General features: G+C 73.9%; 18 protein-coding genes and 1 pseudogene. 9 read left to right on the forward strand and 10 right to left on the reverse strand.

The features are described from left to right. Positions 1-35: 35 nt before the first annotated feature. From ACZ5CZ_RS13280 to ACZ5CZ_RS13295, 4 genes are read left to right on the forward strand one after another with little or no spacing between them, the layout of a single operon-like run. A complete protein-coding gene (locus ACZ5CZ_RS13280; protein ID WP_468942302.1) occupies positions 36-1,196 on the forward strand; it encodes a lipid-transfer protein in 1,161 nt (386 codons plus the stop codon). A gap of 7 nt (positions 1,197-1,203) precedes the next feature. Next, entirely contained in the window at positions 1,204-1,614 is a 411-nt protein-coding gene (locus tag ACZ5CZ_RS13285; protein WP_467544973.1) for a Zn-ribbon domain-containing OB-fold protein, read from the forward strand. Continuing rightward, positions 1,596-2,387 carry an enoyl-CoA hydratase/isomerase family protein gene (locus ACZ5CZ_RS13290; RefSeq protein ID WP_468942305.1) on the forward strand — a complete coding sequence of 264 codons (792 nt, stop codon included), beginning with the start codon at positions 1,596-1,598 and terminating at the stop codon, positions 2,385-2,387. Before ACZ5CZ_RS13285 ends, ACZ5CZ_RS13290 begins: the two co-directional genes overlap by 19 nt. A 35-nt stretch (positions 2,388-2,422) precedes the next feature. Next, positions 2,423-3,391, forward strand: a complete 969-nt coding sequence (locus tag ACZ5CZ_RS13295) for an alpha/beta fold hydrolase (protein ID WP_385841940.1) — start codon at positions 2,423-2,425, stop codon at positions 3,389-3,391. 182 nt (positions 3,392-3,573) lie between these two features. Here the strand turns inward: ACZ5CZ_RS13295 and afsK are convergent, their stop codons facing one another. Continuing rightward, a complete protein-coding gene (gene afsK, locus ACZ5CZ_RS13300) occupies positions 3,574-5,934 on the reverse strand; it encodes a protein serine/threonine kinase AfsK (RefSeq protein WP_385841941.1) in 2,361 nt (786 codons plus the stop codon). A gap of 188 nt (positions 5,935-6,122) precedes the next feature. After that, the gene (kbpA, locus tag ACZ5CZ_RS13305; protein ID WP_468942307.1) at positions 6,123-6,938 is read right to left on the reverse strand and encodes an AfsK-binding protein KbpA; all 816 of its coding nucleotides are present in this window, start codon (positions 6,936-6,938) and stop codon (positions 6,123-6,125) included. Between the two features lie 134 nt (positions 6,939-7,072). Here kbpA and ACZ5CZ_RS13310 point away from each other — a divergent pair, with 134 nt between their 5' ends. Further along, entirely contained in the window at positions 7,073-7,708 is a 636-nt protein-coding gene (locus tag ACZ5CZ_RS13310) for a TetR family transcriptional regulator (protein WP_385842204.1), read from the forward strand. 182 nt (positions 7,709-7,890) lie between these two features. Here the strand turns inward: ACZ5CZ_RS13310 and ACZ5CZ_RS13315 are convergent, their stop codons facing one another. Further along, on the reverse strand, positions 7,891-8,343 hold the full coding sequence (locus ACZ5CZ_RS13315; RefSeq protein WP_385841943.1) for an Lrp/AsnC family transcriptional regulator: 453 nt from the start codon (positions 8,341-8,343) through the stop codon (positions 7,891-7,893). Between the two features lie 82 nt (positions 8,344-8,425). Here ACZ5CZ_RS13315 and ACZ5CZ_RS13320 point away from each other — a divergent pair, with 82 nt between their 5' ends. Together ACZ5CZ_RS13320 and ACZ5CZ_RS13325 are read left to right on the forward strand one after the other, a co-directional pair. Next, positions 8,426-9,079, forward strand: a complete 654-nt coding sequence (locus tag ACZ5CZ_RS13320; protein WP_385841944.1) for a LysE family translocator — start codon at positions 8,426-8,428, stop codon at positions 9,077-9,079. A 76-nt stretch (positions 9,080-9,155) separates the two neighbouring features. Next, positions 9,156-9,581 carry an ASCH domain-containing protein gene (locus ACZ5CZ_RS13325; protein ID WP_468942311.1) on the forward strand — a complete coding sequence of 142 codons (426 nt, stop codon included), beginning with the start codon at positions 9,156-9,158 and terminating at the stop codon, positions 9,579-9,581. A gap of 18 nt (positions 9,582-9,599) precedes the next feature. On the opposite strand, the gene ACZ5CZ_RS13330 is transcribed toward ACZ5CZ_RS13325, so the two are convergent. The 4 genes and pseudogenes from ACZ5CZ_RS13330 to ACZ5CZ_RS13345 form a co-directional block, all read right to left on the reverse strand. Continuing rightward, complete coding sequence (locus tag ACZ5CZ_RS13330) at positions 9,600-10,079, reverse strand: nitroreductase family deazaflavin-dependent oxidoreductase (RefSeq protein WP_385841946.1); 480 nt, start codon at positions 10,077-10,079, stop codon at positions 9,600-9,602. 121 nt (positions 10,080-10,200) lie between these two features. Then, a complete protein-coding gene (locus tag ACZ5CZ_RS13335) occupies positions 10,201-10,386 on the reverse strand; it encodes a hypothetical protein (RefSeq protein WP_468942314.1) in 186 nt (61 codons plus the stop codon). A gap of 92 nt (positions 10,387-10,478) precedes the next feature. Beyond that, positions 10,479-10,604 (reverse strand): annotated as a pseudogene (locus ACZ5CZ_RS13340) (nitroreductase family deazaflavin-dependent oxidoreductase); the annotation flags it as partial. Beyond that, positions 10,601-11,785: an acyl-CoA dehydrogenase family protein gene (locus tag ACZ5CZ_RS13345; protein WP_468942316.1), complete on the reverse strand. Its 1,185-nt coding sequence runs from the start codon at positions 11,783-11,785 to the stop codon at positions 10,601-10,603. The gene ACZ5CZ_RS13345 and the pseudogene ACZ5CZ_RS13340, both read right to left, overlap by 4 nt. 85 nt (positions 11,786-11,870) lie before the next feature. Here ACZ5CZ_RS13345 and ACZ5CZ_RS13350 point away from each other — a divergent pair, with 85 nt between their 5' ends. Together ACZ5CZ_RS13350 and ACZ5CZ_RS13355 are read left to right on the forward strand one after the other, a co-directional pair. Then, entirely contained in the window at positions 11,871-13,043 is a 1,173-nt protein-coding gene (locus ACZ5CZ_RS13350; RefSeq protein WP_468942318.1) for a thiolase C-terminal domain-containing protein, read from the forward strand. Positions 13,044-13,136: 93 nt separating this feature from the next. Further along, positions 13,137-13,805, forward strand: a complete 669-nt coding sequence (locus tag ACZ5CZ_RS13355; protein ID WP_468942320.1) for a pyridoxine/pyridoxamine 5'-phosphate oxidase — start codon at positions 13,137-13,139, stop codon at positions 13,803-13,805. Between the two features lie 7 nt (positions 13,806-13,812). On the opposite strand, the gene ACZ5CZ_RS13360 is transcribed toward ACZ5CZ_RS13355, so the two are convergent. Genes ACZ5CZ_RS13360 through ACZ5CZ_RS13370 form a run of 3 tightly spaced genes read right to left on the reverse strand, consistent with a single transcriptional unit; the run spans position 13,813 to position 16,054 of the window. Beyond that, a complete protein-coding gene (locus tag ACZ5CZ_RS13360; protein WP_468942323.1) occupies positions 13,813-14,676 on the reverse strand; it encodes a GNAT family N-acetyltransferase in 864 nt (287 codons plus the stop codon). Between the two features lie 26 nt (positions 14,677-14,702). Continuing rightward, the gene (locus tag ACZ5CZ_RS13365) at positions 14,703-15,926 is read right to left on the reverse strand and encodes a methyltransferase domain-containing protein (RefSeq protein WP_468942325.1); all 1,224 of its coding nucleotides are present in this window, start codon (positions 15,924-15,926) and stop codon (positions 14,703-14,705) included. Then, positions 15,923-16,054, reverse strand: a complete 132-nt coding sequence (locus ACZ5CZ_RS13370; RefSeq protein ID WP_467544946.1) for a hypothetical protein — start codon at positions 16,052-16,054, stop codon at positions 15,923-15,925. Before ACZ5CZ_RS13370 ends, ACZ5CZ_RS13365 begins: the two co-directional genes overlap by 4 nt. Positions 16,055-16,078 lie beyond the last annotated feature (24 nt).

Here is a 16,078-nt window from a genome sequence, read left to right on the forward strand (position 1 = left end):
CCTGACGTGCTGTCAGGTCGGGGAAGGGGGCCACCATGGCGGCGGACGGCACGGGGTTGAAGGACGCCACCGCGATCGTCGGGATCGGGCAGACCGCGTTCGCGAAGCACCTCCCCGAGGACGAGCGGACGCTCGCCTGCCGGGCCGTGCTCGCCGCGCTGGAGGACGCGGGGATAGCACCCGGCGAGGTCGACGCGCTCGCCTCGTACACCATGGAGGAGACCGACGAGGTGGAGCTGGCGAAGGCGGTCGGCTTCGGGGACCTGACCTTCTTCGGCAAGGTGGGGTACGGGGGCGGGGGGTCCTGTGCGACCGTCGCGCTGCTCGCCGCCGCCATCGCCGCCGGGCAGGCGACCGTGGGGGTGGCCTGGCGGTCCCGGAAGCGCGGCAGCGGGCCCCGGCCGTGGACGAACACCACCGTGCAGCTGCCCACTCCGGCCCAGTGGACGCGGCCCTTCGGGCTGCTCCGCCCGGCCGACGAGATCGCCATGCTCACCCGCCGCTACATGCACGAGTACGGCGCCACCCGCGACCACCTCTTCAACGTGGCCCTCGCCTGCCGCAACCGGGCCAACCAGAACCCGGCCGCCGTGATGTACGACCGGCCGCTGACCCGGGAGATGTACATGACCTCCCGGTGGATCAGCGAGCCGCTGTGCCTCTTCGACAACTGCCTGGAGACGGACGGGGCGCTGGCGTGCGTCGTGGTCGGGCGGGAGCGGGCCCGGGACTGCCGTCAGCGGCCCGTGTACGTGCACTCCGCCGCGCAGGGCCTGCCCGCCCAGCACCACGGGATGGTCAACTACTGGAGCGACGACCCGCTCACCGGGCCCGCCTGGACCGCCGCCCGGCATCTGTGGAAGCACGCCGACCTCACGCCGGAGGACGTCGACGTGGCGCAGATCTACGACGCGTTCACCGCCCTGGTCCCGCTGTCCCTGGAGGGGTACGGCTTCTGCGGGCGGGGGGAGGGCGGCGCCTTCACCGAACAGGGGGCGCTGGAGATCGGCGGGCGGCTGCCCCTCAACACCGGCGGGGGCGGACTGAGCGAGGCCTATGTGCACGGCTTCAACCTGATCACCGAAGGGGTGAGGCAGCTGCGCGGGACCAGCACCGCGCAGGTGCCGGGCGCCACCGCCTGCCTGGTCACGGCGGGCGAGGGCGTGCCCACCTCCGCGCTGCTGCTGAGGAGTTGAGACGAGCATGCTGCGTCCGGTCACCGACCCCGACGGCGCGCCCTTCTGGGAGTACGCCGGCCGGGGTGAACTGCGCGTCCAGGTCTGCGGCGACTGCGCCGAGCCCCGCTTCCCGCCCCGGCCGTGCTGCCCGCACTGCCAGTCCTTCGCGAGCGAGTGGCGGCCGGTGTCGGGGCGCGGGCGGGTGTGGTCGTACGTGGTGCCGCATCCGCCGCTGCTGCCGGACTACGCGGCGCAGGCGCCGTACAACGTGGTCGTGGTGGAGCTGGAGGAGTGGCCCCGGATACGGCTCGTGGGGAACGTCGTGGCGCGGGCCGGGGACCGGCTGGACTCCGTCGACCCGGGGCGGATCCGGATCGGGGCGCGGGTGCGGGCCGTGTTCTGCGACGGGCTGCCGCAGTGGGTGCTGACCTCGTGAGCGCGGGCGTGCGGGTCGAGGCCGACCGGGACTCCGGGGTCGCCGTGGTCACCCTGGACCGGCCGCACCGGCTCAACGCCATCGACCTGGAGACGGCCGGGGAACTCCGGGAGATCTGGCGGGGGTTGCGGTTCGAGGACGCCGTACGGGCCGTGGTGCTCACCGGGGCCGGGGAGCGGGCCTTCTGCACCGGGATCGACCGGGGGGCCGTGGTGCCGCAGCCCTCGTCGCCGTACATGCTGGACGATCCGCTGCTGACCGTCGGACCGAAGGCGAACGGGCTGTGGAAGCCGGTCGTGGCCGCCGTGTCCGGGATGGCCTGCGGCGGGGCGTTCTACCTGCTCGGGGAGTGCGAGTTCCTGGTCGCCGACACCACGGCCGTCTTCTTCGACCCGCACACGACGTACGGCATGGTCAGCGCGTACGAGTCCATGCTGATGGCGCAGGTGCTGCCGCACGGGGAGGCGGCCCGGACGGCGCTCATGGGGACGGCGGAGCGGATGTCCGCCGCACGGGCCCATGCCGTCGGGCTGGTCACGGAACTCACCGAGCCCGGCGGGGCGTTGGCGGCCGCAACCGCCGCCGCCGGGGTCATCGCGGGGTATCCGGCGGAGGCCACCCAGGGCACCGTGCGGGCGCTGTGGGCCGCCCGGGAGGCCGCGCTGGCAGCGGCGTTCGCGCAGGCCCCGCACCTCATCGCGCTGGGGAATCTGCCGGGCGGGCGACAGGCTGAGCTGTTCGAGGGACGCCGGCGCGACTTCAGGTTGCGTTAGCAATTAGGTGTACTACTCAAGCGTATGCTCAGTGCATGGTTGAACATCGCATGATCGACGTGAACGGCATCCGGCTGCACATCGCGGAGGAGGGCGAGGGACCGCTCGTCGTGCTGCTGCACGGCTTCCCCGAGTCCTGGCACTCCTGGCGCCACCAGTTCGGCCCGCTGGCCGCCGCCGGCTTCCGGGTCGTCGCCCCCGACCAGCGCGGATACGGGCGCAGCGACCACCCCGAGGACGTGGACGCGTACAGCATCCTGCACCTCGTCGGCGATGTGGTCGGGCTGGTGCACGCCCTCGGCGAGCAGCAGGCGTTCGTCGTCGGGCACGACTGGGGGGCGCCGGTGGCCTGGCACACCGCGCTGCTGCGGCCCGACGTGGTGCGCGGAGTGGCCGGGCTGAGCGTGCCGCCGCCGTTCCGCGGGGAGCGGCCGCCGCTGAAGACCATGCAGGAGGCGTTCGGCGGGCGGTTCTACTGGAACTACTTCGCCCGTCCCGGGGTCGCCGACGCCGAGTTCGGCAAGGACACCCGCACCGCCCTGCGCAAGATGTTCTACTCCGCCTCCGGCGACGCCCCGGACGCCGGCCGCCCCGACGCGGCCTTCGTCGGCGACCTGGAGCGGGGCTGGCTCGCGGACATGACCGACCCGGAGGTGCTGCCGGACTGGCTCACCGAGGACGACCTGGACCAGCTCACCGAGAGCTACTCCCAGGGCTTCACCGGCGCCCTGAACTGGTACCGCAACCTGGACCGCAACTGGGAGCTGACCAGCCCCTGGCACGGCGCGGTCGTCAGCCCGCCCGCGCTGTACATGTACGGCGACCGTGACCTCGTCCCGGCGTTCCCCGGCACCCCCGAACTGATCGCGCAGCTGCCCCGGTTGATGCCGAACCTGGTCCGCGACCCGATCGTGCTGCCGGGCTGCGGCCACTGGACCCAGCAGGAGCGTCCCGCCGAGGTGAACGCCGCGCTGATCGAGTTCCTGACCGGACTGCGGGACTGACCCGTACCGGTCCCCGGTTGCCCGCCGGGAGCGTCTGGCGGGTGGCCGGGGGCGGGGGTAGCGTCGGGGCTGGACGGCCGCCGTCCGGAGCCCCTTTCCGTGTACGCCGGTGCGACGGCCGTCACCCGCACCGGACGCGTCTCACGCCGTACGCGCGGTACGACGGCCGCACCGGACGCGTCTCACGCCGTACGCGCGGTGCCCGTGCCCTTCTCCGCGTCCAGCGCGTACACACAGCGGTCCTTGCTGCACGCGTACACCACACCGTCCCGGACCACCGGCGAGCCGGTGATCTCGCCGCCCGTGGCCAGCTTCCAGCGCAGCCGGCCGTCGTCGGCCTTGAGGGTGTAGAGCAGGTGGTCGGTGGAGCCGAAGTGGATCCGGCCCTCGGCCACCGCGGGCGCGCCCACGACGTCACCGCCTGCCTGGAACCGCCACTTGGGGGTGCCGGTGACCGCGTCCAGGGTGTACAGGCCCTTGCCGCTGCCGACGTGCACATGGCCCGCCGCCACCAGCACCGGCTCGACGGACGTGCGGGCCTCGGTCGCGATCCGCCAGCGGTCGCGGCCGTCGGTGGCGTCGAGGGCGTACACGGTGCCGAGGTAGTCGGCGAGGTAGACACCGCCGCCCGTCACCGAGGGGCCGGGGGCGAAGGCGGGCGGGCTGAGGAACACCGCGGGCGCCTCGAAGTGCCAGCGCACCATGCCGCTCACCGTCTCGATGGCGAGGACACGGGTGCCGGCGCTGACGTAGACATAGCCGTCGGGGGCCGGGGTCAGGCGGACCGGGACACCGCCGCAGGAGGCCGCGTCGCCGATCGGGTACGACCAGCGCTCCTCGCCGGTGCGGGCCTCCAGGGCGCGCAGCCGGGCGTCCTGCCAGACGTAGACGGTGCCGTCGTGGACGAGCGGGCCCGCCTCGGGAGACTCGAAGTCGGTCTGGCAGCCGGTGATCTCCCACAGCTTCTGCCCGCCCGACGCCTCCCAGGCCTGCACACCGCCGCCACGGGTGCCGGTGACGACCGTGCCGTGGTCGGCCTTCAGGGAGTACACCCAGCCGTCCATGGACAGCCGCCACAGGTCGCCTCCCTCGCGGGCGTCCAGGGCGAACAGGGTGGGGCCGTCGGAGGCGTGGATACGGCCGTCCGCCACCGCCATCGACCAGGCGACGTCCCGGGTCTTGAAGCGGCGGCGGCCGGTGCCCACGTCCAGGGCGTGCACCTCGAAGGAGGTGACGTAGACCAGGTCGCCGTCCACCGCAGGGGTGCCCCACACATCGTTCGACATGCGGAAACGCCAGGGGCGCCAGCCGTTCGCCGGCTCCGGCTGCTGGGGCGGCGGGGTGGGTACGGCCGGGTCGGCGCCGGCGAGCCCGGGGCGCGGCCGGGACCAGCTGGCGACCAGCCCGGCCTCCGGCGGGGGCGCCTTCACGGCAGCGGCGCGGGCGTCGGCGACCCGGGGGCCGGGGCCGATCGGCACCTTGGCGCCGGCCAGCCGGACCGGGCCGGTGTCGGGGGCGCCGGCCGTGACCCGCGACGGGGCGGGGGCCTGGGGCGCGGGGTCGTACGGCGGCGGCGGGGGGACGGCCGCGCGGCTGCCGCTGCGCGGGCCACCGGTCGACACCTGGGCGGGCTGGGCGGTGTGGCGGCCGCCGTTGCGGCGGGACTCGATGAGGGCGACGGCCTTCTCCGGCAGCCAGGCGGAGGCGGTGCCGCTGTCGTCCGAACCGGCGGCGAAGAGATGCGGTGCCAGCTGGGCCTGGAGATCGGCCGGGCTGGGCCGTGCGGGGGCCTCCATCTGCATGCACGCCTCGATCAGCGAGCGCAGCTCGTCCGGCAGGCCGCTGAGGTCCGGGCCCTCGCGCAGCAGCATGAAGACGGTCTCGACCGGGTTGGCGCCGTGGAAGGGCGGATGGCCGGTGGCCGCGAAGACCAGGGTGGAGCCGAGCGAGAAGACATCGCTGGCGCCGGTGACGCTGCGGGAGTCCTTGGCCTGCTCGGGCGACATGTAGGCGGGGGTGCCGACGGCGACGTTCGTCATGGTCAGCCGGGTGTTGGAGACGCCGGAGGCGATACCGAAGTCGATCACCCGGGGGCCGTCCTCGACGACCAGGACGTTGGAGGGCTTCAGGTCGCGGTGGACCAGCCCGGCGCCGTGGATGGACTGGAGGGCCTCCGCGACACCGGCCGCCAGCCAGCGCACCGCCTGCGCGGGCAGCGGCCCGCACTCGTTCACTATCTCCTCGAGGGAGGGCGCGGGGACGTACGCCGTGGCCAGCCAGGGCACGGCGGCGCGCGGGTCGGCGTCGACCACGGCCGCGGTGTAGAAGCCGGAGACCGCGCGGGCCGCCTCCACCTCGCGGGTGAAGCGGACCCGGAACAGCTGGTCCTCGGCCAGCTCGGTGCGCACCGTCTTGATCGCCACGCGCCGGCCCGACGCCGACCGCGCGAGATAGACCAGCCCCATGCCGCCGGCACCCAGCCGGCCCAGCACCTCGAACGGCCCGATCCGCCGCGGATCGTGCTGCGTCAGCTGATCCACCACTTGCCTGCCACCTCCCCGTACGAGCCGCGCCACCCACATATGTACGCGGCCGAAGTGCAGCGTCTCACCACCGCACCGCCATGGCGGCACGCACCCCGATTCTTCCTGGCCGGGCGGCTGGTTGCGAACCCGGTAACAATCAGGGTGTCTCCACCTTAATCGTGTCGATCAGCCCCGAACCGGACCGGTCAGCGGTGCAGCAGCGCGAACGACGCCCCCTGATTGTCGGTGACGACGGCCACCCGTCCGTACGACGTCTCGAAGGGTGGCGCCTGCACCCGCCCGTCCAGCCGCTGTACGGCCCCGAGGGCGTCCTCCAGGTCCGTGACCCGGAAGTGGGCGAGGAAGTGCGGGGGCATCTCGGCCGGGAACACCTCGGTGACGTCGGCCCGGCCGAAGTCCGGCTCGGCACCGCCGCCGAACAGGGCGTCGTGGAAGAGGCCGCCGTAGAAGGCGTTCGCGGCGGCGGTGTTTCGGGTGTACAGCTCGGCCCAGACGAAGGTGCCGGGCTCGTGGCGCCGCCCGAAGCCGCGATGGCTGCCCGGCTGCCACAGCCCGAACACCGCGCCGTCGGGGTCGGCGGCGAGGGCGGCCGTGCCGAGGCCGTCCACCGGGAAGGGGGCCATGACCAGCTGTCCGCCGGCCGCGGTGATCCGGCGGCCGAGCGCGGTGGCGTCCGGGGTGGCGAAGTAGACCGTCCAGACGGTGGGCATCCGGCCGTCGGTCTTGGGGGCGAGCGCGGCCACCGGGTCGCCCCCCAGCCGGGCCCAGACGGAGGAGCCGTACCCCTCGCCGTACCTCTCTCCGCGCCCCTCTCCGTGCCCCTCCCCCGGCTCGCCTCCCGGTTCGTCCTCCGGTTCGTCCCCCGGCTCGGCGAAGGTCCACCCGAAAAGCTCACCGTAGAACCGCTTGCCCGCCTCCACGTCGGGCAGCTGGGCGTCCACCCAGCACGGGACGCCCTCCCGGTAGACCTCTTCGTTCGCGGATGCCCTGTTTTCGGCCATGCCGTCAAAGTAACCGGGCCGCGCGCACCCCGCAGACCAGGCACACCATCCTCTGCACCCCCGCGCACCCCATTTGCAGTCGGCCGAATCGCGCTCCGATCACCCCTCGGTAAGCTGACGGCATGACAGGACAAGTGCGTACCGTCGACGGCCGGGTGGCCGGCCGGCGAGGGCAGGCGACCCGGCAGAAGCTGCTCGACTGCCTCAGCGAGATGCTCAGCTCCTCCCCCTACCGGGACGTCAAGGTCATCGATGTCGCCCGGAAGGCGGGCACTTCGCCCGCGACCTTCTATCAGTACTTCCCGGACGTCGAGGGCGCCGTCCTGGAGATCGCCGAGCACATGGCCTCGGAGGGCGCGGGGTTGACCGAACTGCTCGAAGGGCGGTCCTGGGCCGGGAAGTCGGGGTGGCAGACCGCGCAGGAACTCGTGGACGGGTTCCTGGAGTTCTGGCGCAAGAACGATGCGATCCTGCGCGTGGTCGACCTGGGCGCGGCCGAAGGGGACAAACGGTTCTACAAGATCCGGATGAAGATCCTCAACTCGGTCAACAACTCCCTCGCGGACTCCATCGCGGAACTCCAGTCCAAGGGGCGGGTCGACAAGGACGTGAACCCGGCCGCGGTGGCCGGATCCCTGGTCGCGATGCTCGCGGCGGTGGCCTCGCACCAGAAGGGGTTCACGTCGTGGGGTGTGAAGCAGGCCGAACTCAAGCCGAATCTGGCGCTGTTGGTGCATCTGGGCGTGACCGGCAGAAAGCCGAGCAAGTAAGGCTGCTTTCCGTAACGCCGTTTTCTGTCACGCCGTTTTCTGTAGTGCCGTTTTCCACGCGTCCTGTCTGGCGGGCGGTGGTTCACTTCCGGTGAGCCGCCGCCCGCGCTGCTGTGCGGGCGGCTGTGCGGGGCGTTGTGCGGGTGGCTGTGCGGGTGGCTGTGCGGGTCGCTGAGCGCTCGCTATGCCGGCAGTGGACGGTCCCGGACCACGTGCTTCATCACCAGCGTCGAGGTGAGCCGCTGCACGCCCGGCAGGGCCGCGAGCCGGTCGTCGTAGAGCCGCTGGAAGGCCGCCAGGTCGGCGGTGGCGACGCGCAGCAGATAGTCCGGCTCGCCGAAGAGCCGCTGGGCGTCCAGTACGTGATCCAGCTCGCTGACCGCCCGCTCGAACTCGGCGACCGTGTCCCGGTCCTCCTGCCGCATGGAGACGAAGACCAGCGCCTCGAAGTTCAGCCCCAGCGACGCCGGGTCCACCACCGCGCGATAGCCCTGGATGGCGCCGGAGCGCTCCAGCTCGCGCAGCCGGCGGTGGCAGGGCGAGACGCTGAGCCGCACCCGGGCGGCCAGCTCGGTCACGGTCAGCCGCCCGTCCTGTTGAAGCTCTGCAAGGATTTTCCGGTCCACGTCGTCCATGGAGAAGATTCTTGCCCATCGTCTCGCACTCAGGGGTAATTTCAGGAACACCTTTGGGCTGATCGCGCCTAATGTCCCTTCCATGGACGCGGGACTCCTCCTTTCCTTTCTCTTTCTCGACCTGCTGCTGGTGTGTGTGCCGGGCGCCGACTGGGCCTATGTGATCGCCACCGCCCTGCGCGGTCGCTCGGTGCCGCGCGCGGTCGCCGGTCTGGTCTCCGGGTACGCCCTGCACACGGCCCTGGCGACGGCGGGCCTGGCGGTCCTCGTCGCGAGTTCCCCGGGGCTGCTGACCGGCCTGACCGTGGCGGGCGCCGGCTATCTGCTCTGGCTGGGCTGGAGCGTGCTGCGGCGGCCGGCGGTGCCGGGGGCGGGCGACACCGGGGCGACGGAGGAGGGGCGGCTTTCCCGGTCCGGGGACGCGGCGGAGGGGCGGCTCTTTCTGCGCGGGGCGACGATCAGCGGTCTGAACCCCAAGGGGCTGCTGCTCTACCTCTCCCTCCTCCCCCAGTTCCTCACCCTGCGCGGCGCCCACCTGCCCGTGCCGGTGCAGACGGCGACCCTCGGCCTGCTCCACATGGCCTGCTGCGCGGCGGTGTACCTCGCGGTCGGCACCCTCGCCCGCGTCCTGCTCGCCGCACGGCCCGCGGCGGCCCGGGCGGTGACCCGGACGTCGGGGGCGGCGATGCTGGGGATCGGGGCGTTTTTGCTGGTGGAGCGGCTGGCGACGCTCTAGCTCGCAGCTACGGCGCCGCGCCGGTCCCCCGGCGGATCCCTTGTCCGCCCCGCCGGACCCTTTGTAGCCTCACCCGATGACGCACACCGGCCTGCCCACCCTCGAACTCGCCCTGCCCGGCCCGCTCCGCGACAGCGGCGTCGCGGCGATCCTCAGCGGGCAGAAGACCGCGCTCACCGGGCTCCCGGCGCTCTACGAGCACGCCGGAGAACCACTGCCGCGGGCCGGACAGCGGTTCTGCGTGGTCGACTCGGCGAACCGACCGGCGGTCGTCGTCGAACTGGTCGAGGTACGCGTCGTACCGATGCGGGAGATCGACGACGACTTCGCCCGCGCCGAGGGGCGCGGCTATGCCGACGCGGCCGAATGGCGGGCCGCCCACGAGGAGTTCTTCCGCAGCGAGGGCGTGCGCGCATTCCTCGGCCGCACCCCGGAGATCGACGGGGACACGCCGGTGGTCGCCCAGCGGTTCCGCGTGGTCGAGGAGCCGGCCGCCGGCTAGCGGGGAGCCGCCCGACGGCTAGGGTTCGCGCCGGGTGAGCCGGAAGACGCGGATCTCGCGCCGGACCCTGGCCTGGTAGGTGGCGTACGGCGGCCAGAAGGACAGCAGGGTCTTCCAGGCGGCGGCCCGTTCCTCCCCGGTGAGCAGGGTGGCGGTGACCGGGATGTCGCGGCCCCGCCAGTTGACGACCGCGTCGGGGTGGGCGAGCAGGTTGTGGGTCCAGGCGGGGTGGTCGGTACGGCCGAAGTTGGAGCCGACGAGCAGCCAGCCGCGCCCCTCGGGCATACAGGCCAGCGGCGTCCTGCGGGGCTGTCCGCTGCGGGCACCGGTGGAGGTGAGGATCACCCCGGGCAACAGCTGGGCGCTGAGCAGCACCCGGCCCCGGGTGAGCCGGTGAACGGCCCGGTCCAGGGCCGGGATCACATGCGGGGCGACCTTGGCGAAGCCGCGCGTGGCCGACACCCGCTGGACGATCCGCACGCCGATCCCGCCGCTCACACCGCCACCTCCGCACCCTCGAAGAGCCCCGCCACTTCGGCGGCCCGGTCCCGCAACCGGTGCATGCCCCCGGCACGCGCGCCCGACACCCGCTGCACGCTCCGCACACCGAACCCGCCCTTCACACCGCCACCCCCGCACCCTCGAAGAACCCCGCCGCCTCGGCGGCCCGCTCGGGGCAATGCGGCACCCCGGGCGGCACCCGGCCCCCGGTGAGCCGGTGGACGGCTCGACCCAGGGCCGGGATCACATGCCGGGCGACCTTGGCGAAGCCGCGCGTGCCCGACACCCGCTGCACGACACGCACACCGAACCCGCCCCTCACACCGCCACCTCCGCACCCTCGAAGAGCCCCGCCATCTCGGCGGCCCGCTCGGGGCAATGCGGCACCCCGGGCGGCACCCGGCCCCCGGTGAGCCGGTGGACGGCTCGACCCAGGGCCGGGATCACGTGCCGGGCGACCTTGGCGAAGCCGCGCGTGCCCGACACCCGCTGCACGACACGCACACCGAACCCGCCCCTCACACCGCCACCCCCGCACCCTCGAAGAGCCCCGCCATCTCGGCGGCCCGGTCCCGCAGTCGGTGCGTCGGCCCGAACAGCAGCTCGTCGCCGGCGGCTCGCTTGAAGTACAGGTGGGCGTCGTGCTCCCAGGTGAAGCCGATGCCGCCGTGCGCCTGGACGGCCTCGGCGGCGGCGAAGCGCAGCGCCTCCAGCGCCTGGGCGAGCGCCAGCCCGCCGACGCCCTCCCCGCGCCCGGCCGCCCACGCGGCGTAGTAGGCGGCCGAGCGCGCCGCCTGCACCGCCACATACACATCGGCCAGCCGGTGCTTCACGGCCTGGAAGGAGCCGACGGGCCGGCCGAACTGCTCGCGCTGTCCGACGTACTCGACCGTCCGCTCCAGCACCCGGTCCGCCGCCCCCACCGCCTCCGCGGCCAGCACGGTCGCGGCGGTGTCGCCGAGGGCGGCCAGCGCGGGCAGCACGTCCGCGTCCGGCTCACCGAGCAACTCGGCGGGTACGTCACGCAGTTGTACGCGGCCCTGCGGGCGGGTCGCGTCCAGCGCCGTGTGCCGGGCGCGGACCAGCCCCGGCGCGTCCCCTTGCACCAGGAACAGCCGGGTGCGGGAGCGGGCGAAGCCCCCGGTGTGCGCGGCGACCAGCAGCAGCCCGGCGCTGTGCCCGTCCAGCACCTGGTCGGCCTGGCCGTACAGGGTCCAGCCGGAGTCGGTGCGCCGGGCCTGCACCCCGCCCGCCCGGCCCCCGCCGGCCGCGTACCCCGCGTTGGGGCCGGTCAGGGCGAGGGCGGTGGCGAGGGCGGGCCCGGGGACGGCGAGGGCGGCGGTGAGGGTGCCGGCCGCCAGCCGGGGCAGCAGCTCGGCGCGCTGGGCGTCGGTGCCGAGGGCGAGCAGCAGCGGGGCGGCGAGGACGGAGGTGGCGAGCAGCGGGGAGGGGGCGAGGGCCCGCCCGGTCTCCTCGCAGGCGAGGGCGAGTTCGGTGACCGAGCAGCCGACACCGCCGTACCGCTCGGGCAGGGCGAGTCCGGGCAGCCCGAGCCGGCCGGCGAGCGCGGACCACAGCGCGGGGTCGTACCCGGCCGGGCTGTCGAGGGCGGCCCGCAGCCCGGCCGAGCCGCAGCGGGCGCGCAGCAGCTCGCGCAGGGTGCGGCGGATCTCGTCCTGCTCGGCGGTGAGACGCGTGTCCATGGCTTCTTCCCTCACCCTTCCCCCGTATCTGACGGGTCGTCATATTAGGGGGGCCGGAGCGAGATGCCCAGGGGGAGGAGCCCTCATGACGCGCGGGAAGCGGAAGGTCGCCGTGGTCGGCGTGGCCCTGTCCGACTGCGGCCGGGTGGACGACGCGACGCCGTACCGCCTGCACGCCCAGGCCGCCCGCCGGGCCCTCGCGGACGCCGGTCTCGACCGCTCGGTGGTCGACGGCTTCGGCTCCGCCGGGCTCGGCACCCTCGCCCCGGTGGAGGTCGCCGAGTACCTGGGGCTGCGGCCCACCTGGGTGGACTCCACGTCGGTCGGCGGCTCGACCTGGGAGGTGATGGCGGCGCACGCGGCGGACGCGATCGCGGCGGGCCACGCGAACGTGGTCCTGCTGGCCTACGGCTCCACGGCCCGCGCGGACATCAGGGCGGGCCGGCGGACGGGCAACCTGTCCTTCGGCGCCCGGGGTCCGCTCCAGTTCGAGGTGCCGTACGGCCATACGCTGATCGCCAAGTACGCGATGGCGGCCCGCCGGCACATGACCGAGTACGGCACGACGGTCGAGCAGCTCGCCGAGGTGGCGGTGCAGGCGCGGGCCAACGCGGCGCTGAACCCGGAGGCGATGTTCCGCACCCCCCTCACCGTCTCCGACGTCCTCTCCGGCCCGATGATCGCCGACCCCTTCACCAAGCTGCACTGCTGTCTGCGCTCGGACGGCGGCGCGGCGGTGCTGCTGGCGGCCGAGGAGTACGTACGGGACTGCCGTACCGCCCCCGTCTGGATCCTCGGCACCGGTGAGCACGTCTCGCACGCGGCGATGTCCGAGTGGCCCGACTTCACGGTGTCCCCGGCGGCGGTGAGCGGCCGCCTCGCCTTCGCCCGGGCCGGGGTCGGACCCGCCGAGATGGACTTCGCCCAGATCTACGACGCCTTCACCTACATGACCCTGGTGACCCTGGAGGACCTGGGCTTCTGCGCCAAGGGCGAGGGCGGGGCGTTCGTGGCGAAGGGGCGGCTGCTGGTGCGCGGCGGAGGGCTGCCGGTGAACACGGACGGCGGCGGCCTGTCGGCCCAGCACCCGGGGATGAGAGGCCTGTTCCTGCTGGTGGAGGCGGTACGGCAGCTGCGCGGGGAGGCGGGCGAACGCCAGGTGCGCGGGGCCGGCGGCGGCGTGCCCCGGCTGGGGGTCGCGTCGGGCACCGGGGGGTGGTTCTGCTCGTCGGGGACGGTGGTGCTGGGGCGGGAGTGAAGGGGGTGGGGGGGCCGGGAGTGACGGAAATCGCCGGGTGCGGTGGGCGAGGGCAGACGGCACGGGCGCGGAGGCCCGGGCGATACTCGGCGCATGGCACACGACGATCTCCACTCACTGCTCCGGTCCCTGCGGGTCTGGGACACCAAGGTGACGGAGCTGCGGCCCTTCGACCCGGACACCGCCCCGCCCACCCCGCTGGCGCTGTTCACGAGCTGGTTCGCGGAGGCGGTGGCGGCCGGGCAGCCGGAGCCGCACACGATGTCGCTGGCGACGGTGGACGCGGAGGGCAGGCCGGACTCGCGGATCGTGATGCTGCACGGCGCGGACGCCGCCGGCTGGTCCTTCGCCAGCCATGCCACGAGCCGCAAGGGCCAGGCCCTGGCCGCCCGCCCGTACGCGGCCCTCGTCTTCTACTGGCCGGTGCTGGGCCGCCAGGTCCGGCTGCGCGGCCCGGTGGCGGCGGCCCCCGCCGAGGACAGCCAGGCCGATCTGCACGCCCGCTCCACCGGCGCGCTGGCGGCGGCCCTCACCGGCCGCCAGAGCGCGGAGCTGTCCTCCCTGGAGGAACTCCGCGACGCCTCCGAGGCGGCCTGGCGGCAGGCCCGCGCCAACCCCTCCGAACCCTCCCCCACCTGGACCCTCTACCACCTCTCCCCGGACACGGTGGAGTTCTTCCAGGGCGACCCCGAGCGACGCCATGTCCGGCTGGAGTACCGGAGCACGGGCTTCGGCTGGAGCAGGGGGCTTTTGTGGCCGTGAGGACGGCTCAGCCCTCGAAGTCCCACACCGTGAAGTCCCCGACCGGGCGGTAGCCGATGCGCTGGTAGAGGCCGTTGCTGGTGGGGTTGGCGAGGTCGGTGAAGAGGAGGATCTCGGCGGTGCCGGCGGCGCGGGCGGCGCGGCTCACCTCGGCCGTGACGGCGCCCGCGTAGCCGCGTCCGCGCAGCCCGGGCGGGGTGTAGACGGGGGCGACCCGGACCTGGCCGGCGATCTCGGGGGTCACCCCGGCCAGCGAGAGGGGGGTGCCGTCGGCGGCTTCCCAGAGGGTGATGCCGCCATGGGCGATACGCGCGTCGGCCCACTCGGCGGCGTCGGCGCCGGTGTGCGAGCCGGTCTCCTCGGCGAACTCCTCGTACCAGCGGGCGACCAGGTCCCGGTCGGCCGGTACGGCCACGCGCGGCCGCCCCTCGGGCGCGGGCTCGGGGACGGTCAGCTCGGTGAGCCGGTACAGCCGCTGGCGGGTCCGGATCGCGGCCGTGACCCCGGTCCGCCGCTGCCATGCCTCGCTGAAGGCCGCCGCCGTGTCCCGCTCGGCGGAGACCCCGGAGACCGGGTGCCCCAGCTCCACCAGCCGGGCGGCCAGCGCGTCGGCCTCCCCGGGCCCGAGCGGGGTGAGGTTCGGCGGGTAGGGCGGGGTGTGCACCAGCACCGCGCGCACGGTCCCGTCCTCCCCCGCGAGCACCCCGAACCGGGGCGGCTCACCCCCGAAGTGCCGCAACCCGCGCCGCTGCAACGCGTCCACCACCGACAACGGCACGGTGTGCAGGGCGGGCCGGGAGCGGAGGAAATCGCCCGCGCGGGAGAGGAAGTCGTCGAGGTCTTCGGTGAGGTGCCAGGCGTCAGGGCTCATGCGGTCATGATCTGGGCGGGGGTCGGCTATGAGCCACCGATTTCCGGCGGTCCCTGAGAACGTCCCGCCGGAACAGGCCAGGCTTCGTTCGCCGGGTCGTCGAGCCATGCCAGCTGTCCGTGCGCGTCGGCCGTGAGACCGAAGCGGGTGAGGTCCGGGAAGCCCCGGTCCAGCCACCACCGGTAGGCGTCGGTCACCTCGTCCCAGAGGCGCCGGGGACCGGACTGCCAGACGGTGGCGTGCCGTTCGCCGTCCCGGAACAGGACGCAGGCCCACGAGGTGTCCGTCAGGCCGTAGAACCAGACGGGCCGGGCGCCGTCCCGCTTCTCCGCCACGGCCTGACGGCACCAAGGCACCCGCAGACCGAGCACGAACGGCAGGTCGGTGAACCGCCCCGTGACGAACTCCTCCTCCGTGAGGGCCGTCGTGGTCCGCTCCGCCGCCTCCAGCGGGCCCGCCGCCAGATAGTCGCCGTGGACGATGGCCGGTCCCCGCTGGGCGCGCAGCTTCATGAACTCCACGGGCCGGACGAAGCGTCCCGTGGCCACCTCGCCCTTCACCACCAGGCGGAGGACGGCGTCGGCGTTGCCGTAGGGCGTGCCCCAGGGGGCGAGGATCACGCCGCCGGGGCGAGTCTGCCGCAGCCATGCCGGGGAGATCTCACGCACCCCCGCTGTGGCCAGGATGCGGTCGTAGGGCGCCGTGTCCGGGTGGCCCGCGAACCCGTCGCCGACGACCACCTCCGGATACAGTCCGTGCCCGCACAGCCGCTCGCGAGCCCTTGCCGCCACGGTGGCGTCCACTTCGATGGTCGTCACATGGCGGGGCCCGAGCCGGTGGGTCAGCGCGCCGGCCGTCTCACCGGTGCCGGTGCCGACGTCCAGCACGCGCATGCCCTCGTCCACGTCCAGGTCCTGGAGCAGGGCGTAGACCACGGAGGGCATCGAGGAGGAGCTGGTGGACAGCGTCCCTGGGGCGGGGCCCTTGTGGGCGCCGTCGTCCCACTGGGTGACGATCGGGACATTGCTGTCCGCCGCCGCGTACCAGGCGCCCGGGTCCTCCCTCCTGTCGACGGGGACGCTCGCGCCGGTCGCCATGTCGTAGGGCCACATCAGATCCGGCAGGAACACGGCCCGGTCGACGGCCGCGAATGTCGGCGCCCAGTCCGAGGACAGCGCCCCCGAGTCCATGAGGACCCGCCCCAGCTCCTTGCGGCCGGGGCGGTCCGTGCGCAGGGCGGTCCCCTTCACTTGCGGTGCTTCCCGTCCCCCTCGGGACTCCCGCCGTCCGGGCTCGGCGGCTCCTGGGGCGGATTCCACGGCTGCCCGGGAAGGTCGTCGTCGTCTCCGTGGGCGTGCGGGTCGCTGGATACCCTCATCGCGCTGTCTCCTTCGCTTCGATC

The organism is Streptomyces sp. NPDC031418, assembly GCF_055581605.1.